At 37.4% G+C, this 26,418-nt stretch carries 21 protein-coding genes and 3 pseudogenes; 11 read left to right on the top strand and 13 right to left on the bottom strand.

From position 1 onward, the window contains the following. Positions 1-66: 66 nt before the first annotated feature. Positions 67-2,335 (top strand): annotated as a pseudogene (gene metE / locus HX13_RS08820) (5-methyltetrahydropteroyltriglutamate--homocysteine S-methyltransferase). Positions 2,336-2,689: 354 nt separating this feature from the next. Then, a complete protein-coding gene (locus HX13_RS08815; RefSeq protein ID WP_050020783.1) occupies positions 2,690-3,136 on the top strand; it encodes a KTSC domain-containing protein in 447 nt (148 codons plus the stop codon). A 287-nt stretch (positions 3,137-3,423) separates the two neighbouring features. Here HX13_RS08815 and HX13_RS08810 read toward each other — a convergent pair. From HX13_RS08810 to recQ, 13 genes and pseudogenes are all read right to left on the bottom strand, one after another. Next, positions 3,424-6,610, bottom strand: a pseudogene (locus HX13_RS08810) (efflux RND transporter permease subunit). 7 nt (positions 6,611-6,617) lie between these two features. Then, positions 6,618-7,679 (bottom strand): efflux RND transporter periplasmic adaptor subunit, encoded by a 1,062-nt coding sequence (locus tag HX13_RS08805; protein WP_050020782.1) that lies wholly within the window; start codon positions 7,677-7,679, stop codon positions 6,618-6,620. Between the two features lie 6 nt (positions 7,680-7,685). Beyond that, positions 7,686-8,852 (bottom strand): TolC family protein, encoded by a 1,167-nt coding sequence (locus HX13_RS08800; protein ID WP_316931298.1) that lies wholly within the window; start codon positions 8,850-8,852, stop codon positions 7,686-7,688. A gap of 7 nt (positions 8,853-8,859) precedes the next feature. Further along, a complete protein-coding gene (locus HX13_RS25995; RefSeq protein ID WP_316931282.1) occupies positions 8,860-9,039 on the bottom strand; it encodes a hypothetical protein in 180 nt (59 codons plus the stop codon). 90 nt (positions 9,040-9,129) lie between these two features. After that, entirely contained in the window at positions 9,130-9,723 is a 594-nt protein-coding gene (locus tag HX13_RS08795; RefSeq protein WP_050020781.1) for a TetR/AcrR family transcriptional regulator, read from the bottom strand. 186 nt (positions 9,724-9,909) lie between these two features. Beyond that, a complete protein-coding gene (locus HX13_RS08790) occupies positions 9,910-10,734 on the bottom strand; it encodes a S1 RNA-binding domain-containing protein (protein ID WP_050020780.1) in 825 nt (274 codons plus the stop codon). A gap of 377 nt (positions 10,735-11,111) precedes the next feature. Further along, positions 11,112-12,515: a dihydrolipoyl dehydrogenase gene (gene lpdA, locus HX13_RS08785; protein ID WP_050020779.1), complete on the bottom strand. Its 1,404-nt coding sequence runs from the start codon at positions 12,513-12,515 to the stop codon at positions 11,112-11,114. Between the two features lie 127 nt (positions 12,516-12,642). Then, positions 12,643-12,822: a hypothetical protein gene (locus HX13_RS08780; RefSeq protein ID WP_050020778.1), complete on the bottom strand. Its 180-nt coding sequence runs from the start codon at positions 12,820-12,822 to the stop codon at positions 12,643-12,645. A gap of 285 nt (positions 12,823-13,107) precedes the next feature. Beyond that, complete coding sequence (locus tag HX13_RS08775) at positions 13,108-13,752, bottom strand: hypothetical protein (protein WP_050020777.1); 645 nt, start codon at positions 13,750-13,752, stop codon at positions 13,108-13,110. A gap of 57 nt (positions 13,753-13,809) precedes the next feature. Continuing rightward, positions 13,810-14,946, bottom strand: coding sequence for a helix-turn-helix domain-containing protein (locus HX13_RS08770; protein WP_050020776.1), 1,137 nt, complete (start codon positions 14,944-14,946; stop codon positions 13,810-13,812). Continuing rightward, positions 14,946-15,302, bottom strand: coding sequence for a DUF2489 domain-containing protein (locus HX13_RS08765; protein WP_050020775.1), 357 nt, complete (start codon positions 15,300-15,302; stop codon positions 14,946-14,948). The genes HX13_RS08770 and HX13_RS08765 overlap by 1 nt, the downstream gene beginning before the upstream one ends. Before the next feature lies 1 nt (position 15,303). Continuing rightward, a pseudogene (locus HX13_RS08760) lies at positions 15,304-16,384 on the bottom strand (glycosyltransferase). Between the two features lie 292 nt (positions 16,385-16,676). Next, the gene (gene recQ, locus HX13_RS08755; RefSeq protein ID WP_050020774.1) at positions 16,677-18,881 is read right to left on the bottom strand and encodes a DNA helicase RecQ; all 2,205 of its coding nucleotides are present in this window, start codon (positions 18,879-18,881) and stop codon (positions 16,677-16,679) included. Between the two features lie 158 nt (positions 18,882-19,039). Between recQ and HX13_RS08750 the strand changes: the two genes are divergently transcribed. From HX13_RS08750 to HX13_RS08725, 9 genes are all read left to right on the top strand, one after another. Continuing rightward, positions 19,040-19,999 (top strand): SIS domain-containing protein, encoded by a 960-nt coding sequence (locus HX13_RS08750; protein ID WP_050020773.1) that lies wholly within the window; start codon positions 19,040-19,042, stop codon positions 19,997-19,999. A gap of 9 nt (positions 20,000-20,008) precedes the next feature. Continuing rightward, positions 20,009-20,446 carry a cyclic nucleotide-binding domain-containing protein gene (locus tag HX13_RS08745; protein ID WP_316931281.1) on the top strand — a complete coding sequence of 146 codons (438 nt, stop codon included), beginning with the start codon at positions 20,009-20,011 and terminating at the stop codon, positions 20,444-20,446. Next, on the top strand, positions 20,439-20,573 hold the full coding sequence (locus HX13_RS25990) for a hypothetical protein (RefSeq protein ID WP_316931280.1): 135 nt from the start codon (positions 20,439-20,441) through the stop codon (positions 20,571-20,573). The genes HX13_RS08745 and HX13_RS25990 overlap by 8 nt, the downstream gene beginning before the upstream one ends. 97 nt (positions 20,574-20,670) lie before the next feature. Continuing rightward, a complete protein-coding gene (locus tag HX13_RS08740; protein WP_050020772.1) occupies positions 20,671-21,357 on the top strand; it encodes a type 1 glutamine amidotransferase domain-containing protein in 687 nt (228 codons plus the stop codon). Between the two features lie 202 nt (positions 21,358-21,559). Further along, positions 21,560-22,366, top strand: a complete 807-nt coding sequence (tatC, locus tag HX13_RS08735; protein ID WP_050020771.1) for a twin-arginine translocase subunit TatC — start codon at positions 21,560-21,562, stop codon at positions 22,364-22,366. Positions 22,367-22,623: 257 nt separating this feature from the next. Next, complete coding sequence (locus HX13_RS23915) at positions 22,624-22,761, top strand: hypothetical protein (RefSeq protein WP_238555189.1); 138 nt, start codon at positions 22,624-22,626, stop codon at positions 22,759-22,761. Then, positions 22,730-23,764: a M1 family aminopeptidase gene (locus HX13_RS23910; protein WP_316931297.1), complete on the top strand. Its 1,035-nt coding sequence runs from the start codon at positions 22,730-22,732 to the stop codon at positions 23,762-23,764. Before HX13_RS23915 ends, HX13_RS23910 begins: the two co-directional genes overlap by 32 nt. A gap of 7 nt (positions 23,765-23,771) precedes the next feature. Further along, positions 23,772-24,257, top strand: coding sequence for a hypothetical protein (locus tag HX13_RS23905; RefSeq protein ID WP_238555188.1), 486 nt, complete (start codon positions 23,772-23,774; stop codon positions 24,255-24,257). A 127-nt stretch (positions 24,258-24,384) separates the two neighbouring features. Further along, complete coding sequence (locus HX13_RS08725) at positions 24,385-26,241, top strand: peptidase M61 (protein ID WP_050020770.1); 1,857 nt, start codon at positions 24,385-24,387, stop codon at positions 26,239-26,241. Positions 26,242-26,418 lie beyond the last annotated feature (177 nt).

Raw genomic sequence — 26,418 nt, 5'->3', positions numbered from 1 at the left:
CGCAAGTATTTTGAAGCATTCAAAGGAACTTTTAAAATCATTGTTTAATTTAAAAGTTGATAAAAAATGCAAACTCACTTACTTGGCTACCCGCGTATTGGTAGCAACAGAGAGCTTAAAAAAGCTTGTGAACACTATTGGGCAGACAAGATTTCTCTCAATCAATTACTGGAAACCGGTAAAACCATCAGTCTTCAAAACTGGAAATTGCAACAGGAAGCAGGGATTGATCTTATCCCATGTAATGATTTTTCTTACTACGATCAGGTGCTGGATATGACTTTGACCGTAGGAGCCATCCCGGAGCGTTACCAGGAAATTGCTTCAAACGAATCTCACTCAGAACCGGATCTTTATTTTGCCATGGCAAGAGGTTACCAGAAAAACGGATTGGATATCACGGCTATGGAAATGACAAAGTGGTTTGATACCAACTACCACTATATTGTCCCTGAATTTCAAAAAAACCAGCAGTTCAGATTGTTTTCCGATAAAATCATCAGTGAGTTTATCCGTGCAAAGGAAGCAGGAATGAATGCAAAGCCTGTTATAATCGGATTGCTTACCTATCTTCTTCTGGGTAAAGAAAAAGAAAATGGTTTTGACAAAATGGATTTAGCACAAAATCTATTGCCTGTTTATCTTGAAATCCTCCGGAAACTGGAAGCCTATGGTGCAGAATATGTTCAATTTGATGAACCTTTTTTAGCATTAGACCTGAATGAAAAAACAAAAGAGACCTATCAATGGGTTTACGGTGAAATCAGAAAACAGTTTCCCAATCTTAAATTTATTGTAACTACTTATTTTGAGGGATTAAAGGACAATCTTTCCCTGGCCGTTTCTTTGCCAGCAGATGTTTTGCATATTGATCTCGTAAGATGTCCTGAACAATTGGATGAAGTCCTGCAAGCAATACCCGGTACTTTAAGCCTTTCACTAGGCATTGTAGACGGAAGGAATATATGGAAAAATGATTTCGAAAAATCATTGGCACTGATCAAAAAAGCAATCCATGAAATCGGTCCGGAAAGAGTATTGATTGCTCCATCCTGCTCATTACTCCACTCTCCTTTTGATCTTGACCTGGAGAAAAACGAAGCAATTTTATCGCCTGAAATCAAGCAATGGATGGCCTTTGCAAAACAGAAAGTAGATGAGATCGCTGTCTTAAAAAAAACTGGCGTCAGGAAATCCCGATTATCACACGCTGCAGCTATTGGCCGAAAACAAAAAGGCACTGGAAAACCGTGTCGGAGCCATTACGGATGGAGATGCAAGAAGAAAAAATCCTTTTGCGGTAAGGAAAGAAGTTCAGCAAAAAGTACTGCAGTTGCCATTATTTCCTACCACAACCATTGGTTCCTTCCCGCAAACCATGGAAGTAAGAAACTGGAGGGCTCAATTCAAAAAGGGAGAACTTACAGCCGCTCATTATAACGAGCTGCTGAAAAAAGAAACGGAAAGAACCATCCGCTGGCAGGAAGAAATCGGAATTGATGTACTGGTTCATGGAGAATTTGAGCGCAATGATATGGTAGAGTATTTCGGGGAACAGCTTGATGGGTTTGCATTTACCCAAAACGGATGGGTACAGAGTTATGGTAGCCGGTGTGTAAAACCACCTGTCATTTACGGAGATGTACACCGTCCTCACCCTATGACCGTATACTGGTCACAATATGCTCAGTCTCTCACTCAAAAATGGGTAAAAGGAATGCTGACCGGGCCTGTTACCATTCTGCAGTGGTCTTTTGTGCGTGACGATCAGCCCCGTTCCCTGACCTGCAAGCAGATCGCCTTAGCTATCCGGAATGAGGTTAAAGATCTGGAAAAAGCGGGCATCAGAATCATCCAGATCGATGAGCCGGCTATCCGGGAGGGTCTTCCTTTAAGAAAATCTGAATGGCAAAATTATCTGAAATGGGCAGTAGAAGCCTTTAGAATTTCAGCAAGCGGTGTTGAAGATTCTACTCAGGTTCATACTCATATGTGTTATTCCGAGTTTAACGATATTATTAAGGATATTGCCGATATGGATGCTGACGTGATTACCATAGAATGTTCCAGAAGCCAGATGGAATTATTAAATGCCTTCGCAGACTTTAAATATCCGAATGAAATAGGATCGGGAGTTTATGATATCCACTCACCCAGAGTGCCGTCCAAGGAGGAGATGCTGGAGCTGCTGAAAAAAGCCCAGGCTGTAATCCCCGCTCAGCAGCTTTGGGTAAACCCTGACTGTGGATTGAAAACCCGCCATTGGGAAGAGACTGAAAAAGCTCTTATTGCCATGGTAGAAGCTTCAAGAGAGGCCAGTGCGGTCTTTGCATAGCCAGCACCATAATGAGATAGTTCTTAAGCAGGAGTTCAAACTTCTGCTTTTGTCTTTTGTATATTTGGCCAAAACAAATTTAATGTAAGCATTAGCGGTTAAAGTCTGTTTCGGTTGAAGGCAATCTTCCGCATTATTATGATATCCATTCCTTAATAGTAAACAGCAGCCTTCAGGTAATACTTCTGTGATTATAATTATAAAATGAATTAATAATGAATACTTTACAGATTATCAGATTTAATTTTGTAATTTTGCACCCCGAAAATAAGGATAATACGAACAAGTCTCCTAAAACAGGTGGCTGCAAAAATTGCACTGGAAATATCCTTGGAAATCAATAGATAATTACATATGAAAAGAATCGGTGAACACAGAAAGCTTCTTGGAGTTGATCAAAATGTTACCTTAAAAGAGTTAAAAACCATTTACAGGAATACGATGAAAGATACGCATCCTGATAAATTTATCAATGATGAAGCCGGTAAACAGGAAGCGGAAGAAAAAAGTAAGTCTGTGATCGAAGCCTATCATTTTCTGGTAAGTATCAATCCGGAAACACAGGAAAAATACAAGGAAGAATATACGGAAACCATTACAAAATCCAATATTCAGGATTTTTATCTTGAAAAAGCGGTTTTAACGGTCCAGCATCTGAATGGAAATATCTATGAATATATGGGAGTTCCGAGAAATACCTATATTAAAATGATTAACTCTGATTCACCAAGCCGTTTTGCGAGAAGACATATCTATGGAAGTTTTGTCTATAGAAAAGCCGGGGAAGCAATGGCGGAATAATTTTTTCCATTTAAAATAGAGAGACTTCTGGTTGTTCCAGAGGTCTTTTTTTGTAAAAATGTAAAATATTGTGTTTAGGCTAAAATTCTTAAGCGGGCTTTAGCCCGCTCCTATTGATTTTTTATAACCATTAATAGGAATGGGCTAAAGCCCATTTTTCAATATCAGAACAATCATACAACTTCAGCCAAAATTTATATCTCTTTTCATATAATTTTCTGTCGTAATTTTTAATAAAAAAGCGCCTCAGAAATCTGAGGCGCTCCCGGTTAATTAAAGGCTAATTTTTATTTATCCAGATGCTTAGGCGTAAACCCGTCATCATTAAGTTCTCTGTGTACGTAATCTGCTTTCATTTCAGCTTCGTAGTCTACTTTATTATCTTTACCCATTCTTCTCAGAAGAGAGTCAAATAAGGAGTATACTACCGGTACAATGATCAAGGTCAGGAATAGAGATGATGTCAAACCACCAATAACTACCCATGCAAGACCTTTGTTCATCTCCGCTCCTGCTCCGGTTGCCAATGCGATCGGTAACATACCGAAGATCATCGCAATCGTGGTCATCAGGATCGGACGGAGACGCGCGTGATTAGCCTGGATCAATGCATCATGAGTAGTTGCACCAGCTGCTTTTCTTGCGTTGGTAAAGTCAACGATCATAATCGCGTTTTTCGCAACAAGACCAATCAGCATGATCATCCCTAGCATCGTAAAGATGTTCAACGAGTTGGCAGTTAAGGCAAGGATCACCATTACTCCGATCATCGCCAACGGAATAGAGAATAATACTACGAATGGATATACAAAACTGTCATACAAGGATACCATTACCAGATATACCAATACGATAGCTGCTAATAATGCGATTCCTAACGTACCGAAACCTTCCTGCTGGTTTTCCATATCTCCGCTCCAGATATAATCTACCCCTACAGGCTTTTTATCATTCATGAATTTTGCGGCCCATTCATTGGCTACATCCCCTACCGGTCTACCTACCGCTTTAGCTCTTACTTTCACAGAAGGAGACTTATCTCTACGTTCAAGCAAACTTGGCCCTGAACCCATTTTCACTTCAGCGAACTGACTCAGGCGAACCTGCTGTCCCTGAGGATTGGTAAACATCAGGTTTTTAACATCATCTATGGACTGTCTGTTCAGGTCCCCAAAACGGATGTTAATATCATATTCATACTCTCCGGCTCTGAATTTTCCGTCTGTATTCCCGTTAAACGCAGTCTGCATTGTCTGTCCTACGCTTGAAAGGTTTAAGCCCAGAGAAGCCATTTTGTCTCTGTCGATATTGACCTGTACTTCCGGGTTACCAGAGTCTGTAGATAATTCTGCATCTACTGCTCCCGGAACTTTTTTTCAATAGCTCAAGAATTCTTGTCGCTTCTTTTACCGCTGTTGCGTTATCCGGAGCTGTGACTACCATTTCGATCGGTGCATTTTCTGCTCCCATGATACCGATTGGTGCTGTTTTAAACTCAACTCCTGTAAATTTCTCTTCTAAGGCTCTTTTTACTTTTGCAGCCTTGATGTTGGTACTTTCAGAACGTTCAGATTTGTCTGTAAGGTTTACCTGAACCTCAGATTGGTAAGTAGTTGCCTGAGCACCACCAAAACCTGTTGATTGCTGTCCAACGGTTGTAATAAGGTCTACAACATCTTTATCGTTTCTTAAAAACTTCTCAACTTCTAATGTTAATTGGTTGGTCTTTTCAACGGTTGCATCCTTTGAAAGCTCCATCTGTACCAGGAACTGCCCACGGTCAATCGGCGGGAAGAATTCGCCTCCAATAAATCCGAAGATTACCAAAGAGAATGAACTGATCAGAATAATGAATGTAACAACAACGGTAGAAATTCTTCTTAAGGTTGTTTTCAGACACCATTCAAGGATATCTGTAACCCAGTGAGTAAACTTGTCGATTAACCCTTCAAACCAAAGAATAAATTTCTCAAACCAGTTCTTCCCTGTCAAATGTTCCAGTTTACCAAACCTTGATGATAGCCATGGAATAATGGTAAATGAAGCCAATAACGATAGCATCGTCGCAATAACCACCGTGACACAGAATTGTGCAAGAATGTTGGCTACAAGACCGGAACTCATCGCAATCGGTAAGAATACTACCACAATTACCAGGGTAATCGCTGCTACCGTAAATCCAATTTCCGAAGCTCCGTCATAGGCTGCTCTGATCTTACTTTTCCCCATCTCCATGTGGCGGTAAATGTTTTCCAGTACCACGATCGCATCATCTACAAGAATCCCTACCACAAGTGACAGTCCCAGCAAACTCATCAGGTTCAGCGTATACCCCATCAGATTCATTCCGATAAATGCTGCTACCAATGAAGCCGGAATAGAAACCATTACAATGAATGCGTTTCTGATACTGTGAAGGAACAACAACATTACAATGGCCACGAGAATAATAGCTAAGAATAAGTCAAAGATTACGTGGTTTGCTGATTCAAGGGTAAATTCTGTTGTATCGTTTACGATTTTTACTTTTACTCCCTGAACTTTATATGCTTCTTCAACGGTTTTAATTGTTTTCTGAACACTTTCAGATACTGCTACCGCATTCGCATCAGATTGTTTCTTAACCTGCATCAGGATCGTTGGAAACTGATTGAATCTTGCTACTTTTTCTACATCTTTCTGAGAGTCAAAAACGGTAGCAATATCAGATAAACGAACCTGTGCCCCATTTTTATTGGAGACTACAAGATTGTTCATTTCCCCGATAGATTTATACTTTCCGGATAGCCTGATCGTGGATTTTGTAGTTCTTGTTTTCAAGCTCCCCGTCGGGAAATCCAGGTTTGAAGAAAGAATTGCCTGCTGAACATCCCCGATAGAAAGCCCATACCCCTGCAATTTTTTTTCATCCAGGTTCACCTGGATTTCTCTTTCCTGTCCGCCTACAAGATCAACCTGAGCCACTCCGTTTACACGGGAAAAAATAGGTTCTATCTTTTTATCGAGTAAGTCATAGAGATCCTTACTGTTTAGTTTATCTGATGAAATACTCATCGTAATAATCGGTAAATCATCTAAGGAGAATTTGTTCAATGACGGTGCTTTCACATCATCCGGAAGGTCTGCAAGAATAGCATTTACCTTTCTCTGCGCATCATTCAAGGCGAAGTCCACATCAGCCCCATCGTTCAGCTGAACCATGATCACGGATAAACTTTCATATGAAGAAGATTCTACTTTTTTTACGTTTTCCAAAGAACCTACGGCATCCTCAATCTTCCGGGTGACCGAAGTTTCCACTTCTGCGGGAGAAGCTCCCGGATACACCGTGGAAATTGTTACCATATTGGTTTCAAACTTTGGAATCAATTCGTATCCCATGAGTGTATAACTCAGGATACCTCCCAGCGTCAGAATTGTAAACAATACAATTACCAGCGAAGGTCTTTTAATCGATATTTCTGCTAACTTCATAAATCGTTTACTTTATAATGTTCACTTTAGACCCGTTGTCCAGGTTGATCTGCCCGCTGGTTACAACTTTTTCACCACCGTTTAATCCGCTTAATACCTGTACTTTGTCTCCGTAAACTTTTCCGATGGTTACTTTGATCATTTTAGCAACACCATTTTCAACTACAAATAACTGTCCTGAGCTTACTCCGTTTACAAACGCTTCAGCAGGTACTGTTAACATATTTTGGGTTTCTGCTCCATTGTTTGTTTTAAACGTAGCAGTTGCATACATACCTGCTTTCAGGTTGCCTCTGTTCTGAACTTCGATTTCAACTGGGAAATTTAAAGAAGCATCACTTTTAGGGGCAATAAAGGTAATTCTTCCAACGAAAGAATCTTCCGGTAAAACATTCACTTTAATCGGTACTTCCTGGCCTAGCTGAATTTTTCCGATCTGGCTTTCATCTACTAAAACTGAAAGTTTTAAGCTGTTGATATTAACGATTTCAAACATCGCTGTTCCGGGAGAAACTACAGTTCCCGGTTCAACCATTTTTTTATTGATGGTACCACTGATACCAGCACGGATACTTGTATCATTTACTTTAACTCCCTGGGCTCTCACCGCTGCCTGAGCATTTTTAAGCTGAAGTCTGGAGTTATCTAGCTGTTGTTTGGTAACTCCACCTGTCTTGTATGCGTTTTCATAACGTTGGTTATCAATAATAGCATTCTGCAGGTTATTCTGAGCCTGGGTAACATCAACCTCTATGGCGTCTCTTTTAATGGTTGCCAGCACCTGACCTGCAGAAACTCTTGAACCTTCTTTTACCAAAACGTTGACAATACGTCCTGAGATTTCGGAAGACTGATTCATTTCCTGCTTAGGAATAAAAGTTCCGTTCGCAGAATAATCCGTATCTATATTTTCTCTTGTAACGGTTACAATATTAACATTGATTTTATCTACCTGCTTGGCAACCTCTTTTACTTCCTGAGTCTGTTTCTCTTTGTTGCCGGCAATCTTGTATGCTGCCAATCCTATAAGTACAGCTGCTACGATGATATATATTAAAGTTTTTTTCATTGTTTATTATGGGTTTTGTAATGTGTTTAACTCTCCTCTTGCTTTCATCAACTGAATTTCAGCTTGCTTATAATCTAATAAAGCGTTCGCATAATTTTGTTTTGCCTCAGTCAAAGAATTATCAGTATCAAGCAGATCTGTAAGTGTTGCAAGACCATATTGATAGTTAGACTGCGTATTCGCCTGTACTTTTTCAGCCAAAGCAACATTGTCTTTCATACTTTGAATATTGATTAAGGCATTTTCCATATTGGTTGCTGCATTTTTATAATCTAAACTCAGGCTTAGCTGGGTATTTTCGATATCCTGGTTCAGATCCTGAATATCGATTTCAGCCTGCTGGATTTTAGATTTCGTAGCTCCTCCCGTAAAGATCGGTATGTTTACATTGAGTCCTATAGAGGCTGCATCACTCCAGTTCACCCCATTATTAATTCCATTAAACCAAGGAAATTTTGTTCCCATTCCGTACCAGCCATAATTAGCCTGAAGGCTTACTGTAGGATAAAGGAATGCTTCTGTCGCTTTTTTATTAAACTGTAGAAGTTCCATCTGTTTTCTAAGAACCTTAATTTCAGACCTGTTGTCCAGGTTGATCTGTCCTGCTATAAGTTCCGGTCTCGGTTCTATGCTTTTCTCCTCTAATTCAATAGGTGAATCGATAGGAACTCCCATATAAAATTTCAAAGAGTTTTTGGCAAGCTCCACTCCGTTGATTAATTTTTGCTTATTGGAAGCAATATTGGTAAGCTGAACATTTGTTCTGTCAAGATCTATAGGTTTTGCAAGCCCGTTATCCACCAAGCTTTTAATAATATTTCTTACTTTTTCCGTATTCTTATAGCTTGTTTCCAATGTTTTCAGATTCTCTTCCTGAACAAACACATTATAATAGGCTGTCGCTACGTTCACAATGATCTGCTCATTGGTCAACTGAGAATTCAGCACATAAAACTCCCTTGTAGATTTAGCTGCTTTTAACCCAATGAACACTCTCTGATCAAACAAAGCTTGATTAAGTGTTGCAGAAATGCTTGAGTTCCAAGGCTGCCCCATTTTAAAAATGTTTCTCTGCCCCATAATCTCCACCACAGTCTCCTGGATAATCGGGTTATAAGAAACCCCTCCTGCGACACTGATCTGAGGAAGAGCTCCAGCCTTCGCCTCGTCAATCTTGTATTCAGCTTTTTTGACCTGTAAGGCAGCTTTTTTTAGCTTCTGCCTTATTCTGGAGTGCCTGTTTAATTGCTTCCTGCAGAGAAACCTGCTGCTGGGCAGACACCGATGAAAAGCTGAAAATCATAAATGCTGCAGCTATCCCAATTTTTAGCTTTTTAGCAGTTATACGTTTTCTTTTCATAATTTTTATACTTCGTTTATTTTTTGTTTGTTTTAGTTATTATTTTTATTTCTGCATGACGGATCATCTTTAGAAATACTTTAGTTTTTTTTAACTTTTAAATAACATATTGATAATTATTTCTTTTCTTTCAGAAATAATCTTATCATATTCTTCATCACTAATCATAAGATTCTCCATAAATAAAGGTCTTATAGCACTTGGAAAAACCAATAGCGACACCATATTCAGAATAAATTGTACAGGGGCCATTTTTTCAATATTTCCCAATTCCATTTCTTTTTCAATATCCTTGTATAAGGTTTCCAGGATATCTTCTTCAATTTCTCTCTGATGGCAGGTCCCTTTGTTGATCTGCGAAACAATATAGGTTTCCAGATACGGATACTGAAGACTCGTTGCCAGACTGCTTTCAATAAACTTGCTGATCTTCTCTTTGAAAGGAAGATTTGCTGTCTGAATGATTTTTGATTTTTCCTGTTCCACTCTCTGGGCTTCATCAAAGATGATCTGAATCAGTTTATCCCTTGACCGGAAATAATAATTTATAAGTGTTCTGTTCACTCCCGCTGCATCGGCAATCTCCTGCGTAGTAGCATCAAATTTTCCTTTCACAAAGAATAAATTCTTCGCTGTCTCCTTGATCAATTCCTGTGTTTGGTCTTTTTTTGCTTGATTTGACATTTTTGTTAAACAAATTTGTGCAAAATTAATTCTTTTTTGTTTTTGACAAAATTGTTAAACAAAAAAATTAAACAGAATTGTTATGATATGCATCAGGTTTTTATTTTTTAATTAAAAGCTGGAGATACAGAAAAGGCTGCCTCAACAGGCAGCCTTTCTCTATTTTTTTTTATAAAAATATTGCGTTTATAACAATTTGATCTTATCATCTGAAATATCGATGATTTTATCTTTATAAAGTCCTCCGATTGCTTTTTTAAAGTTCTTTTTACTCATCTGAAGCTCTTCTTTAATTTCTTCCGGTGAAGATTTATCAGAAACATACAGGAGTCCGTAATTTTCTTCCAGCTTATTAAGAATCTTTTGTTTGAATTCATCAATGTTTTCAAATCCTTCAGGCTGTAAAGAAACATCAATTTTCCCATCTTCACGGATTGCTTTAATATATCCCGTTTCTTCTGATAAAGGATATAATTTTTTGAAAACATCAGATGTATAAATCAACCCGATATATTTTTTATTGATCACCACATTCCAGCCCAGTTCACTTTCATTCATCATAATCAGGTCTACTTTATCACCTTTTTTAAATGGTAAATCCTGATATTGCGGGTTTCTTTTGAATTTTGTCGTTCCGGTGATCAGCTCCATGTCTTCTTCCACATAGACATATACCAGATATCTTTTTCCTTCAATAATTTTAGTTTTCTGCTGCTTATAAGGAATAAACAGGTCTTTAATGATTCCCCAATCCATAAATGCCCCACTGGGAAGGCTCTGTACACAGCTCATTACAGCAAACTCACCAACTTCAGCCAATGGAATTTCGGTAGTCGCTTTTAATTTACTATCATCCTGATATATGAAAACCTCCACTTCTTCACCGATTTCTTTTTCTTCCTGAATAAAGATTTTAGGTAAAAAAGCCTTTTCACCAGACCCATCCGTGAGAATCCATCCTGAGTTATTTTTTTCTGAAATTTCTAAACTTTGAGTTTTTCCGAGTTGCATTGATGATAAAATTAGCTGACAAAGGTACGGAAATTTAAAGATTTTAAACCTATTGAATCATCTTCCCTTTTTTAAAGAGTATTTATCCTATAAAACCTATAACATTTACCTCAAACAAATTCTAAATCATAAGAGCCTTCTTTTTCTTGCTAGCTATCTCGGTACTGCAAAGCCATTAAAAAGTTTTACCAGTATATTGCTGTAGAGCCAAGAAAATCAAAAAGTACCAATAAAGTTTTTTGATTTTTCACGGATTTAGTGCGTTTGAGGCAATATTAGAAGCCTTGCTGATTCAGAAGATTATGTAGATTTTTACAAAAAAAGAGAAACCAAAAACTGATTTCTCTTTTTTATATGTATGATTATTTAATCAAATCCTATATGTGGATAGGCCTTTTTCCTGTAGCATCCAATGCTGCTTCTTTAATTGCTTCAGCATATGTTGGGTGTGCATGGGAACTTCTTGCAATATCTTCGGCACTAGCACGGAACTCCATAGCAATCACGCCTTCTGCAATAAGATCGGCAGCTCTTGCTCCTATGATGTGCATTCCTAAAACCTCATCTGTTTTTTCATCTGCAATAATCTTAACAAGTCCATCAACATCACCACTTGCACGGCTTCTTCCCAATGCTCTCATTGGGAAAGAACCTACCTTGTAAGCAACTCCTTCTTCTTTCAGCTGTTCTTCAGTTTTACCTACACCCGCTACTTCAGGCCATGTATAAACAACACCAGGGATTAAGTTATAGTTAATATGTGGTTTTTGGCCTGCCAATATTTCCGCAACCAATGTTCCTTCTTCACTCGCTTTGTGAGCAAGCATTGCTCCTTTGATTACATCTCCGATAGCATAGATGTTGGCTACGTTAGTCTGTAAATGTTCATTTACTTTTACTCTTCCTCTTTCATCAAGCTCCACACCTGCTTTTTCAAGACCCAGACCTTCTGTATAAGGTCTTCTTCCTACAGAAACCAAACAATAATCTCCTTCTACAACTACCTCTTCTCCTTTTTTATCTTTAGCTGTAACTTTTACTGTATCCCCATTTCTTTCAACTGCAGATACCGCTGTAGAAAGCATGAACTTCATTCCTTGTTTTTTAAGAACTTTAGTCAATTCTTTGCTTAAAGCTCCATCCATTCCCGGAATAATTTTATCCATGAATTCAACAATGGTTACCTGAGCTCCTAATCTTAAGTAAACAGATCCCAGTTCAAGACCGATTACTCCTCCTCCGATCACTACTAAATGCTTAGGGATTTCTTTAAGATTTAAAGCTTCCGTAGAAGTAATGATTCTTTCTTTATCCAAAGAGATGAAAGGTAAGCTGGATGGCTTGGAACCTGTTGCAATAATGGTGTATGTAGATTCAATCGTTTCAGAAGAACCGTCTTTTTTAGTGATTTTGATCTGGGTAGCAGATTCAAAGCTTCCTACTCCTTCAAAAACAGTAATTTTATTTTTGTCCATCAGGAAGTTAATCCCTTTGGTTGTCTGATCCACTACTTCATTTTTACGCTCAATTATTCTTGCAATATCTGCCTGAGGTTCATTAATAATAATCCCGTGGCTTGCAAAATTATGCTTTGCATTCTCGAAATGCTCAGAGCTGTCAAGAAGCGCTTTTGACGGAATACATCCAACGTTAAGACAAGTTCCGCCTAAAGTTGAATATTTTTCAATAATTGCTGTTTTGAAACCTAACTGTGCTGCACGGATTGCAGCTACATAACCACCAGGACCAGAACCTATTACGGTAACATCGAATTGACTCATGTTATTTTATGAATTTGTTTATTATTATCTTACTTAAGTCTCACAAATTTACATATAAATTACCAAGCACCAAAGTGAGTTTTATCAATTTTGAGATCAAAAAAATTTAAATACCTTAACGCGTTGATCAATCTAGCTGTAAAGCGCCTTTTCCGATCGTTCCCGTACTGTCAAAAAATGAACCTCCATATACATACCATTCGAGACTTTCTAAGAACTCCACGGCATTTTCCGGAGTGATCTGTGGACGGTCTTTTTTTAGAAACAATTCCTTTGTACCATCTTCCCGATTTGGAATAATGTTCATATTCAACAAAATAATGAATCCATATTCTCTGACATAATTTGCATTGCTGAATTGTTACTTCTCCATGTCTTCCGTTAGTATGATCAATACCTAGTTCAGAGCTTCTAAATTCAGTATAATTATGGTCTGGTTTTTCACAAGCGCACCCTATTTTAGGAATCATATTCATTGTATTTCTTATTTGAGGCACAAAAATACTAAAAAACCCATCAACCTGAAATTACAATCAACAGTATACCTCAAGTAAATGGTTCTTTTACATACAAAACATCTAATTACTCGGTCTTACATCTTGTTTTTCAATCGGATGTAAATTTTAATGTTGAAAAAAATCATAATCAAAATCATAACCAAAGACGGTAAAATCTGGCTATAGGGTTTATAATCCGGCAAAAGAGTTCCTATAAAAGCAGATAAAAGCGCTCCCATTGCACTGATCATTTTACTGGAATGCTCATAGCGCCACAAATTGCCATATCGGGATGCCGGAATACAATACCGAAAAACATCATAAGAAACCACCAACAGCAAATATCCTACTCCGGAGTAAATGACTACAGGGTTCCAATAAAAGCCTATGAATTTAAGATAATACACAAACACCAAAGCAATGGTTAAAGCACCCAACATGGCCAAAAGGTCTTTTAAATAAAAACGGTTTGATTTTTCTTTTAAAACCCGGAATCCGGAATACGTATTATAGGCTGCCAATACAGTAATTAATAACAGGAACAGGTTTCTTTTAAATACAATGACTCCGAAAGCTCCAGTCGTTACCACAACAATCATACAATAGATAAAAAGGGTTCCGAGTTTTACATGCAGAGGTGTTCCTTTTGTTTTAAACAGAATCAAAAATCCGACAATGAGTGCGATGGTTCCACTGATAACATGCACAACAATATTACTTAAATGAAGAGGTGTGTCCATAATTTTTTGATGGCAAAACTCCTATAAAACACAGGTTTGATCGTCCTAAATGATCGGTTAGGACTCTTTTTTGACAGATCCGGACTTCTTAAACTCAGAAGGCGTCATCCCTGTTTCTTCTTTAAAGATCTTATTGAAAGTAGATTTTGAATTAAAGCCTGACTCAAATGCAATGCCTAAGATTGAATATTTTTCAAATTCAGGATCTTTCAGTTTTTCCTTTACCTCTTCTATTCTGTAAGCATTCACAAACTTGTAAAAATTCGTATTGAGTCCTTGATTTATAGTCTGCGAAAGCTGATGGGTGGAAATATTCATTAATGAAGACAGTTTCTGCAGACTCAGCTCTTCATCCAGATAAGGTTTAGCTGTTTCCATGAATTCTAAAAGCTTTTGAGAAATACCATCGGAACTGTTTTTATTCATAACGTCGGATTTCTCTTCCTGTTTCAGGATGATCTCTTCAGTAAGAGTTGTCTGCTGATGGAACACAATACTCTGTCTTAAGCTAAAGAATACAATACAGAATAAATATCCGCTTTGTACTACAGCAACAATTTGAAAAATCTTATCAAAAGGAATCACATCCGTTCGTGTTCCTAATGCAATCATGCAGAAAACTCCAATAAAAAGGATAATTAAAGAAATAATAATATACTTCAGCCAGTTAAGATTGATCTTTTCAAGTGCTGAATAATATTCAGGGAGCATTTTCTGATATTTTTTCAAAGCAAGAAAACATAAAACAATATAAACCACCGGCACAACAGCCATTGGAAATGTTATCAGATTCAATAATCCGTTTTGATCCTTTTCAGTAAAATAAGGAATACTATTTTTAAACCCTATACGGCTGTAGAATATTGAAATCCCGATAAAAAACAAACTGTACCCCAGAAAGAACAAAGAATGCCTGATCAGATAGTCTGAACGAAACGGAATATTAAAAGTAATTGAAATAACGTAAAGATAAAGCATTCCCATACTTAATACCGGAAGCGCAAACCCGAAAGCCTGAACTTTCTCAGGAAGTAAAGATGGAAATAAATAATAGGCAAGATTAGCGGCCCCTACCAACAGCCAAACCATAAGGTAATAATCTGAAGAAACATTTTTCTTTTTGGAAAACAGCAATGCTATGCACATGAATGCAATAATGATCCCCGAAAAAGCAACGCTTCCCAATATCAACATTAGATAACCGTTTTGATATACTGCAGTTTATTAATAAGTTCTTCACATTTCTGTACTACCCGATCATAGTATTGATCTGTAATTGCTGATAATCTGGCATCCAGTTTAGATAAATATTCCTGATTATAAACCTCCCGTTCTTTGGATAAAGGGAAAAAGCTGGTTTTTGAAGAAAACTCTTCGAAAATATCAATATCAACTCCTTCCAGAGACTGAATATATTCAATCTGATCATAAAAATATTCCATCTTCAAACATCCTTCCCGGAGGTCAATCTGCCTGGTAGACATCGCGATGGCATTGGAATGCATCTTTTTGATATATCGGTTCCGTTTCAGTTCTTCAAATTTATTCATATTATTTGATAAGGTCCAGTAGTACTTTTTCGTATTTATCCAGAATAATATTTTTTGAAAACCTAGATTTAATCGAGTTTTTTTATAGCATCACGATTATTATCCTGGTGCATCACGTTGATTATCTTTTGGGCAAAGCTTTCATAATCTTCAATATTGGCAATTTCACCATTCACATTGTGCTGGATGATTTCGTTAATTCCTCCCGGACAGTTATTGGCCAGCGAGTAAGTTCCACAAGCACCCGCTTCCAAAAGTACATTGGGAAATCCTTCATATCTTGAAGAAAGGATAAACAGATCCGCATACTTTAGAAACTGATACGGATTCTCCTGTCTGCCATGGAAAATAACATTTTTCAATCCTAAAAACTCTTTCATCTGAAGCAAAACCTCTTTGTCTTTTCCATCCCCCAGAATATGGAGAAGGATATTTTCATTTTTAAGCCTTGAAAAAACTTTCAACAGGTTATCAAAGCCCTTCCTGGCTGATAAATTACCAATAGCCACTACATGTTTATAGTTGTATTTATAGCTTTCCGGCTTAATGGATAATGCCAATTTATCATCTATAAATTCAAAATCGACAGGGTTATTGATCTTGATGATTTTCTTTTTTTTAATATTAAAATTATCAATCAGATCTTTCATCATATCATCACTTTGAGCAATAATTCTTTGATAATTATTGTAAAAATTATAAAAGAATTTTATTTCCTTCCTTGTCACATGTTGTGAAACTACATTAGTTTCCCTGGCAATAAATTTCGTTCTGGGAAAAAGCTTGATAAACAACGCCAGGTAAGCATTCACTTCTCCAAAACCGGAAAATACAACATCAGGTTTCCTTCTGTAAATTTCTCCTAAAATCGGTTTTAATGAATGTCTGATTCTTTCGGTATTGATGTCTATAATTTCAACATCTTTTTTCAGGAAATTGAGATATCCGCCCTGTTTACGCAACAGCAAGATCTTAGGATCAAACCGATCCCTGGAAAGATGATTCGCTATAGTAGTAACAATTCTTTCTGCACCTCCGGTTTCTAAGTCCGGCAGAATAAATATGACAGATATTTTTTTCATCAGTTAAAGTTACTAAAAAGTTTCATTACGTGTCAAATATTGATGAAACGAAGATTTTTTAATCAGCTACGGTCAGCTCCACAACCCGACCGATAATTCACAAAAATACTTATTCCGGGTTAAAAAGCTAGGCTCTGATCAAGTGTAAAAGTTGCTCATTCCCAACTTTTTGAAAATAGCCTCTATTCTTGATGACCCTGTAATAAATAAGCAGAGCTGAAGAAAATTTCAGCTCTGCTCAATATTTTATTATTCTTTCTAAAAAACAGTTTAAATAAATGATATTTCCTCTTTAGTTGGCAACATCACTAATGAATTTAATTCTCAGCATCCTTACCTCTTCATCGGAAAGCTCATCCCCGAATTCATCCAGCAATACCTTCATGCTATCACTTTCGGATTCATTCATAAACTCCATGAAACCATCTACAATGTCTTCATCAAAATTATCTTCAATATAATAATCAATATTGAGCTTGGTTCCCTGGTAAACAATTCTTTCCATTTCTTTCAAAAGCTCATCCATGGAAAGATTCTTAGCTCTCGCAATATCCTCAAGGTCGATTTTCTTATCAGTACTCTGGATGATGAAAACTTTATGGCTGGATTTATTAGCCACCTGTTTCAATACCATATCCTGGGTACGTTCTATATTGTGATCTTCTACATAGGTTTTTATGAAATCTGCGAATTCCTTACCGTATTTTTTAGCTTTTCCTTCTCCTACCCCGTAAATTTTCATAATTTCTTCCACAGTGATAGGATACTGAACCGTCATATCCTCTAAACTCGGATCCATAAATACCGTATAGGGAGGGATCCCATGTTTTTTGGCAACTTTTTTCCTCAGCTCTTTTAATTGATTAAAGAGATTCTGATCCAGACCTCCTCCCGCCTGCATCTGTATCTGATCGCTATCGGCTTTAGCCTGAGTAAGGTCAAATTCCCGGTCTTCAGCAATTAAAAAGACTTCTTTGGATTTGCCTTCCAGCATTTTTTTGCCTTTTTCTGCAATCTTTAAAACCCCATAGGTTTCAATATCTTTCTGTAAAAAATTCTGAACAGTTGCCTGTCTCAGGATCGTTTTCCAATAATTGTCTTTCTCTTCTTTTCCAAAGCCGAAATAAGGATTTTGTTCCAGCTTGTAAGACTTGGTTACCGCTGTTTCTTTTCCTGCAATAACAGAAATCAGATCTTTGGCTTTAAACTTTTCTCCGGTGTTGCTGATAAGTTCCAAAACTTTTTTCAAATCGGAAGTAGCGTCCTTCAATTTTGGGGGATTAGACGAATTATCACACATTTTTGCACCTTCTCCATTCACAGGATCAAAGCTCTCTCCGAAATAATAAAGGATATATTGTCTTCTGCTCATTGAAGTTTCGGCATACCCTACCACTTCATTCAGAAGCTGCAATCCTATTTCTCTTTCTGAAACAGGTTTTTGGGCTAAAAATTTCTCCAGTTTTTCAATATCCTTAGGATCGTAGAAAGCCAGACAGTGTCCTTCACCTCCGTCTCTTCCTGCTCTTCCGGTTTCCTGGTAATAACTTTCCAGCGATTTTGGGAAGTCGTAATGGATCACAAAACGTACGTCCGGTTTATCAATTCCCATTCCGAAAGCAATGGTTGCCACAATGACATCTACTTCCTCCATCAGGAATTTATCCTGATTGGCAACTCTTATCTTTTGATCAAGTCCTGCATGATAAGGGAGTGCATTGATTCCGTTTACCTGCAATAGCTGAGCAAACTCTTCTACTTTTCTCCGGCTCAGGCAATATACAATTCCTGATTTTCCTTTATGCTGGTTGATAAATTTAACAATTTCCTTATCTACATTAATTTTAGGACATACTTCATAATACAGATTCGGACGGTTGAAGCTCTCTTTAAAAACCATTGCATTAGTCATTCCCAAAGTTTTCTGGATATCATCCTGGACCTTGGGAGTGGCAGTAGCCGTTAAAGCAATCACCGGTACATTTGCGATTTTATCAATGATCATTTTCAAATTTCTGTACTCCGGTCTGAAATCGTGCCCCCACTCTGAAATACAGTGCGCCTCGTCAATCGCGAAGAAAGAAATTTTAACTTCTTTCAAAAAGTCCAGATAATCATCTTTAATCAATGATTCCGGAGCTACGTACAAAAGCTTGGTCTTCCCGCTTTTTATGTCATCAAAAACCTGTTTTGTCTGTGTCTTATTCAATGATGAATTTAATACATGTGCTACCCCATCATCAGATGAAAGGCCATTCACTGCATCTACCTGATTCTTCATTAATGCTATTAAGGGCGAAACGACGATTGCCGTACCTTCGGAAATCAGTGCCGGAAGTTGATAACATAATGATTTCCCACCTCCTGTGGGCATCAGTACAAAAATATCTTTCCCGTTTAAAAGGTTTTCAATGATTTGTTCCTGCTGTCCTTTAAATGTAGAAAATCCAAAATACTTTTTCAATTCGCCTGATAAATTGGCTTTTTTTGCGCTCATCTAATTTTCTATTGCTAAATTTGCATATAACCCAAAGTTATAAAATTTCTGCTTAAAATAAAAGCGAACGAATTTATAAAAAATAAAATTTATATTAAATATTCTTTTTAAAATATAACGTTTTTTAAGAACTTTTTTGTATACATTATCTTCATAAAATGGATAGAACCAACATTATAACAATTGCTAAAAGTACTTTAGAAATTGAGATTTCAGAATTAGAAAAATTAAAAAACAGAATAAATGACGATTTTGCCCGCGCTGTGGAGATCATTCATTCAGCAAAAGGGAAACTGATTGTAGTAGGAATAGGAAAATCTGCCCATGTAGGAAACAAAATTGTAGCTACTCTCAACTCTACCGGAACTCCTTCACAGTTCCTTCATGCTTCAGAAGCTATCCACGGAGATCTGGGGGTGATACAGAAACAGGATGTAGTACTGTGCATTTCCAATTCCGGGAATTCTCCGGAAATAGCCAACCTGGTTCCCTACTTAAAAGATTACTCTTCTGCCCTGATCGGAATGACAGGAAATAAAAACAGTAAGCTGGCTGAATTTTCTGAAGTTATTCTGGATACTCATGTTGATGTGGAAGCTTGCCCTAATAAACTGGCTCCCACAAGTTCTACTACTATCCAGATGGCATTGGGAGATGCGTTGGCTGTAGCGCTAATGGAGCTCAATGAGTTCAAAGCTAATGATTTTGCCAAATTTCATCCGGGTGGAAGCCTCGGAAAAAATCTTACTTCCAAGGTAGAGCAATTTCTGTCCTCTCAAAAGCCACAGGTGACTGAAAATGCACCCATCAGAGATGTTATTATTTCTATCAGTGCTTCCAGCCATGGTATTACAGTAGTTACCAATGGTGATCGGATTATCGGGGTGATTACAGACGGAGATCTGAGAAGAATGCTCATGAAGGAAGAAGACATCAGTAAAGTTCTTGCTAAAGACATCATGTCTGCAAATCCCAGAACCATTGAAAAAGATGCGCTTGCTAAAGAAGCTATGAAAGTATTAAAAGAAAACAATATCGGGCAGCTTGTTGTCACTGAAAACGGGAAGTATTTTGGTATTATCGATCTGCATAAGCTGCTTGATGAAGGAATAAATTAATCCATTCTCATGAGCCAGTTTTTGAAAAACCATATCAGGCAGGTAACAGACCTTAGTGATGAAGAGTTTGAAACCGTACGGACTTTTTTTACCCAAAAGAAATTCCGGAAAAGACAATTCCTGATTCAGGAAAATCAACCCGTTCATGAGATATACCTGATTGAAAAAGGCTTTCTCAAAAGCAGTGTGATAGATGATTCAGGTAAAGAACATATTCTGCAGTTTGCGGCGCCTAACTGGTGGATTTCAGATTTTGCAGGATTTTTTAAACAAGAAATCTCCTCTTTAGCTGTGGATTGTATTGAAGATTCAGAGGTTTACGCCCTATCTTATACCAGTCTTACTCTTCTTTGCTCAGAAGTTCCCTTGATGGAGCGTTTTTTTCAGGGTAAAATCGAACTTTGGATATGTGGCTCTGCAGCAGAGGATTCTTTCGTTAATGAGTAAATCTGCCAAAGAACGTTATGAAGATTTTATCAGACAATACCCCGGTTTTATAGATCACATTCCCAAACAGCTCATTGCCAGTTATCTGGGAGTTTCAAGAGAAACATTAAGCCGGCTATATTCATAAAGATGTGACATGGATCACATCTTTTTTTTTGAGGTATGTCCTTATACTAATCCTCAGAAAATGACAATCTTTGTGTATAATTTTTAATGATAAATCCATGAAAAAGAAAGCATTAATTGTTGTAACAAGCGTAGAAAAATATCCCGGTATGGACAGGGCAACCGGTTTATGGCTGGGAGAAGCTGTTCATTTTTATGAAAAGCTGCATGAAAAAGGCTATGAAATTGATTTTGTAAGCCCTAAAGGAGGATATACCCCACTTGATCCTGTTTCCCTGCAGATGTTTGTACAGCCGGTTGACTGGAAATATTATGCTGATCCCACTTTCAGAGAAAAACTGGGCAATACACTGAAACCGGAAGAGATCAAGCCTGAAGATTACAGTGTTATTTATTATACCGGAGGGCACGGTGTGATATGGGATTTCCCTGATAACGGAGCTATTCAGGAAATAGCCCGTACAATTTATGAAAACGGAGGGATTATCTCTTCGGTATGTCACGGAGCTGCCGGGCTTTTCAACATTCAATTATCTGATGGAGAACTGCTGATTAAAGGAAAAACGGTAACAGGGTTTTCAAATTCCGAAGAGATTGCTGCAGAACTCGCAGATCATGTGCCTTACCTTACAGAAGATGTATTGAAAAGCAAAGGAGCTCACTATGTAAAAGCAGATCAGGACTTTGTACCTTTCGCCGTATCAGATGAGAGATTGGTTACAGGTCAGAATCCGCAATCCGGGGGAGCAGTAGGTGAAAAGGTTCTTGAAATCCTGGAAAAATAAGGAATACAATCATTTTTTTAACAACAGATAATAGCTTTTATTATCTGTTTTTTTATATGAAAACAACAGTGTAGGTATTTCGCCGGAAAGTGCTTTGTAAACTTGAACAAAATCATGACCAATAAATTCTAAATACTGATTATTATTTCATAATTTCGCAGACTTAAACCAGCTTACCTTTTACAGGTGTAGATTTTACGATATGGAGGATAAAAAAGACATGTCCTTTCTTGGGCACATTGGAGAGCTAAGAGGTCATCTCGTCCGCTCGATTATTGCTATTATAATTGCTGCTTTTGCTGTTGGTTTCAATATCAACTGGATTATGGACCATATCTTTTTTGGCCCTACGAGGAATGATTTTCCTACTTTCAGAATTGTTAACCATTTTTCCAGATTGCTTTTGGGGGAAGACAGCATTCACCTCCCCAAAGATTTTCCTGTACGTGTACAGAGACTTTACCAGCAATTTAATGTGATGATGGCTGTTTCTATTTTTGGAGGAATGGTAGCGGCTTTCCCTTATATTGTCTGGGAATTGTGGCGTTTCATCAGTCCCGCTTTACATCCGAGGGAGAAAAAGAATTCTATCTATATCATCAATGCTGTATGGATTCTTTTTATGACAGGAGTTTTATGTGGCTATTTTTTAATCCTGCCTTTCGCTGTTAACTTTGGAGTGATTTTTAAAATTTCGGATATTATTGTTCCGCTTTATGATCTGAGTGATTATACTACCCTGTTTTTACAGGTGGTTTTAGGTATGGGAGTTATTTTTCTTTTTCCCATTCTGATTTATTTCCTTACCAGCATTGGAATTCTCACTCCAATGTTTATGAAAACCTATCGCCGTCATGCCATTGTTCTGATTATGGTGGTAGCGGCCATTATTACTCCGGCAGATGTTTTGAGTATGCTTATGGCAGCTTTCCCACTGCTTGTATTATATGAATTCAGTATTATGATGTGTAGTATCACGTACAAAAAAAATTCAGAAGAGCAACAGTAATCTTCCTGCCGTGCAAGAATAATCAGGATACAAAAGATTATTAAGACAGAAAATATACTTTAAAAAATAGCCGGGGTTCAGTTTTGAACCCCGGCTATTTTGTTGTATCCCATGATTTCTTATGTGCATTTTTTTAAAATTTAAGACTATCATTATAGCTCGTCTTTTTACTTTATTTATTCACATTTTTACATTTTCACAATTTTGCTGTTAATTAAATTTTCTATTTTTGAAAAGATTATTAATTAGATTTCAAAATGAAAAAATTATCATATACCCTTATTCTTGCATCAGGACTTGCTTTTGGACAATTTTTTGAAAAAGATAAGGTTTTCACCAGGCAGGACACTTTAAAAGGCAGTAATACTCAGTTCAGAAATTTTTTGGGATGTTAAAAAATACGATCTCTCCGTAGAGCCTGATTTTGCCCAAAAAAGTATCAGGGGAAACAACAAAATAAGTTTTGAAATCATCAAAGACATTACCAATCCGGTATTCCAGATTGATCTTCAGCAGCCCATGAAAGCTGATAAGGTAGAAGGAAATTTTTCTATTAAAGACTGGAAACAAGAAGGTGACTTTATTTTTATTACTGCCAATAAAAAATTTAAAAAAGGGGAAAAATACACCATTGATGTTACCTACTCAGGGAATCCTCTTATTGCTAAAAATGCGCCGTGGGACGGAGGCTGGGTTTTCACCAAAGATGAGAAAGGAAATCCATGGATGAGCGTTGCTGACGAAGGCATCGGAGCTTCTATCTGGCTTCCTACCAAAGATATCTGGAGCGATGAGCCTGATAATGGGATTATCATGAAAATCATTACCCCGAATGACCTTGTGGGAGTCGGAAACGGAAGGCTTATTGACAAAAAAACCGACGGTAATAAAACAACCTACACGTGGCAGGTTAAAAACCCGATCAATGCTTATTCTATTATTCCTAACATTGGAAAGTACGTCAATTTTAAAGATACATTCAACGGGGAAAAGGGAAAACTGGATTTAGATTACTGGGTGCTGGATTATAATCTGGATAAGGCACAAAAACAATTCCAGCAGGTAAAACCTATGATTTCGGCTTTCGAATACTGGTTCGGTCCTTACCCATTTTATGAAGACTCTTATAAATTGGTAGATTCTCCGTACCTGGGAATGGAGCATCAAAGTAATGTTGCATATGGAAACGGATACCAGAACGGCTATCGTGGAAAAGATCTTTCTGGAACAGGTATCGGGCTAAAGTGGGATTATATTATCATCCATGAAAGCGGCCATGAATGGTTTGCCAATAACATTACTGCCAAAGATCAGGCGGATATGTGGATCCATGAAAGTTTTACGATGTATTCCGAGGTTCTTTTTTACAGAGAAATTTTTAGACAAAAAATCGGCTGACGTTTATATGATCGGCCTCAGAAATGTTATCCAGAATGATGTTCCTATTATTGGACAATATGGGGTAAGAAACGAAGGAAGTGGTGATATGTATCCGAAAGGAGCCAATATGCTCCATACGATAAGGCAGGTCATCAATAACGATGAAAAATTCAGGCAGATCTTAAGAGGCCTAAGCAAAGAGTTTTATCATCAGACCGTTACTACAAAACAGATTGAAGATTACATTTCAGCAAAATCAGGAATTGATTTTTCAAGTGTTTTTAATCAATACCTGAGAACGATAAAAATTCCAACCCTGGAGTATTCTCAAAACGGAGACAGTTTAAAATTCCGGTATACAGATGTAGTTGAAAACCTGAAATTGCCTGTAATCATTAACGGAGATCAAGCCATTACTCCGACGGAAAGCTGGCAAACAGTCAAGTTGAAGAAAAATACTCCTGTTGAGCTTAATCCAAACTATTATATTCATTATAAAAACGTTCAGTAAAGTATAAAAAGGCAAATTTGCAAACCGCAGATTTGCCTTTCGTTTATAAATTTTAAGAAAAGTTTAATATTCATTTTCGTAACAAAATGAGCAAAAAAACAACTACTTCATTATAAATATAAATTCAATGAGAAAAACAGCACTTAGCTTAGGCCTTTTTGCCGCTTTTTTAGCGAATGCCCAATCTATAAAAACAACGATTGACCTTGTCAACGTAAAAGATGATAAAGTAGCCGTTACCATGGAGTTCCCGAAAATGAAATCAGGGGATATAAAATTTCATTTCCCTAAAACGGTTCCGGGTACCTATTCTGAAGATGATTACGGAAGGTTTATAGAGGGGATCAAATTCTATGATAACAAAGGAAAGGAATTGACATATACGAAAGTGAATGACAATACTTATTCGTTGAAAAATGCTCAAAATTTAAATAAAATCACCTACCTGGTGAACGACAGCTTTGATGATGAAATGGATACTTCAAAACATAAAGCCGTTTTTTCACCATCCGGAACTGATATCGAGCAGGGTAAGGTGTATTTACTTAACACCCATGGTTTTATCGGATATATTGATAATATGCAGGATGTACCCTATCAGCTTATCATTCAGAAACCAACCGATTTCTATGGAACCACGGCTCTCGTAGACCAGGATAAGTCTGAATCTACCGATACGTTTACATTGGCTAATTATGCAAAAGTAACCGATTCTCCGCTGATGTACACCAAACCAGATTATATCACCTTCAATGCAGGCGGTATGGAACTTGTATTGGGTGTTTATTCTCCTACAGGAAAATACAAGGCTTCCGATTTTAAAGATAATCTTGAAAAAATGGTCATTGCCCAGAAGAAATTTTTAGGGGATATGAACACCAATAAGAAGTATGCAATCATGCTTTATCTTTCCGGTGGAGACGGTCCTCAGATCAAAGGTTTCGGGGCATTGGAACATCATGAATCCACAAGTGTTGTTCTTCCGGAAGCGATGCCTAAAGATGCAATCGACAAAACAATCACCGATGTGGTTTCACACGAGTTTTTCCATACGGTAAATCCTTTGAAAACACATTCTGAAGAAATTCATTACTTCGATTATGCAGATCCTAAAATGTCTCAGCATCTGTGGATGTATGAAGGAGGAACCGAATATTTTGCTAACCTGTTCCAGATTCAGGAAGGGCTGATCAATAAAAATGAATTTTTACAAAGAATGAACGAAAAAATCGCCAATTCAAAAAACTATGATGACACCATGCCATTTACGGTAATGAGTAAAAACATTCTGAAGGAACCTTACAAAGACCAATACAGAAATGTATATGAAAAAGGAGCTCTTCTGGCCATGTGTCTGGATATTGAGCTGAGAAAACTTTCCAACGGAGAAATGGGATATCGCGATATGATCAGAAAATTGTCTCAGAGATTTGGCGAAAATAAGCCTTTCAAGGATGATAAACTGATTGATGAGCTGGTAGCAGTAACAGGTTATTCCCAGGTAAAAGACTTTTACAACAAATATATTGCGGGCAACCAGCCTACTCCTTATGCAGAATACCTGAACATGGTAGGAGTAGAGATCAAGAAACAGGAAAGCCAGCCTATTTTCTGGTTTATTAAAGATCCGAATCAGACCGGTTTTGATGAAAAGACCAAAGCATTTGCTTTTGACGAAAACTCAGCGTTGTCGCCATTTGCCAAAAGCATCGGATTCAAAATCACCGATCAGGTACTTGCCCTGGACGGAAAAACAGTGGATATTCAAAAGATTCAGGATTTCATCAACTATACGAGAACCATCAAGGATGGTCAGGAAGTGAGTGTTACTATTTTAAGGGATAATGCAGGAAAGAAAGAAAAAATGACCTTAAAGGGAAAAGCTATCCTGGACAAGATGACGATGGAAATCCTCAGCTATAAAACGAATCCAAGCCCGGCAGAACAGAAACTGCAAGATCAGTGGCTTACTGGTAAAAAATAAGAAGAAAGCGGGGAATGTTTCTCCGCTTTTTTTGGCACCTACCATTTTTTTACATTAAAAAATTTCTTTGAATTTCTTTTCCTCAGAGATAAAAACAACATCATCCCATTGACCAGCCTAAAGTCGTAAAGACCACAATGTTTACAGGCTATGCAGGTAATCCTTGTACTTATGGAA

The organism is Chryseobacterium sp. P1-3, assembly GCF_000738495.1.
In the GTDB taxonomy this organism is placed as follows: domain Bacteria; phylum Bacteroidota; class Bacteroidia; order Flavobacteriales; family Weeksellaceae; genus Chryseobacterium; species Chryseobacterium gallinarum.
Note: the sequence above shows the minus strand (reverse complement) of the source record. Positions and strands in the feature narration are given on the sequence as shown.